The sequence below is a fragment of the Bacillus sp. EB01 genome (genome assembly GCF_000613125.1).
Lineage (GTDB): Bacteria > Bacillota > Bacilli > Bacillales > Cytobacillaceae > Bacillus_D.
In genome coordinates, this window is the sequence record NZ_HG964497.1 from 4,809,205 (window position 1) to 4,810,076 (window position 872).

Here is an 872-nt window from a genome sequence, read left to right on the forward strand (position 1 = left end):
TATATTTTTCAGCTCAAGCATTGGGGCTGTCTGCCTGATCTATCTTAATTATGCAAGTGCCCGCTGCCTCTCAATCCAAAAACTCATTCTTAGGTAAAGCGGCAGGAACAACAGGGAAACAATAAGCCCTTTTAATATATTAAATGGCAATATGAACAGGACAACACTCTTTAAAGCTACTGAATCCGCCATTGCAGGGGCATTCAAAAACCATGTATAAGCTGGCAGGAATAAAAAGTAATTCAATATGCTCATCAATACTGCCATAGTAACGGTTCCTGAAATCAGCGCCAGAGACAAGCCTTTTTTTGTTTTAATCCTGTCATAAACATAGTAGGTTGGCAAAATAAACAGAATTCCTGCCGCAAAATTTGCAATATGGCCTACAGGCACTCCTGTCTGGCTGCCTGTCATGAACCAGTCCAGTACATTCTTAATTAATTCCACCAGCACTCCAGCCAACGGGCCAAAAGCAAGCGCCGCTAAAAGAGCGGGGATGTCACTGAAATCAATCATTAGGTAGCTCGGAAAAACCGGCAACGGGAAATTCAGCAGCATTAGTACGTAGGATAAGCTGCTTAGCATACCAATCATGACCATAGTTTTTACATTAAGTTTCTTCATTTCTTCCTCTCTCCTTTGTGTCCATCACTAAAGAAGAAAGATTCCGCAAAGCAGGCCATGCAAATAAAAACCCCCAAGCAGGATTGCTTGAGGGAGAATTTCACAAAGGCAAGCTTAATAAACGTTCAAAATGATCCAATTTTGAAACGTCCGCTGAACCTCCATCTTCTCCCATCCAGACTATACTGTCGGTTTTGGAATCGCACCAAATCCTGCCTTGCGGCTCGCGGACTTAGAGTTAACATTAA

The 872-nt window shown here is 42.3% G+C and carries 1 protein-coding gene; it reads right to left on the reverse strand.

The genetic code is table 11. The annotated features are described in order from the left end of the window. Positions 1–48: 48 nt before the first annotated feature. Complete coding sequence (locus tag TY16_RS22685; RefSeq protein WP_043934011.1) at positions 49–624, reverse strand: ECF transporter S component; 576 nt, start codon at positions 622–624, stop codon at positions 49–51. Between the last annotated feature and the right edge of the window lie 248 nt (positions 625–872).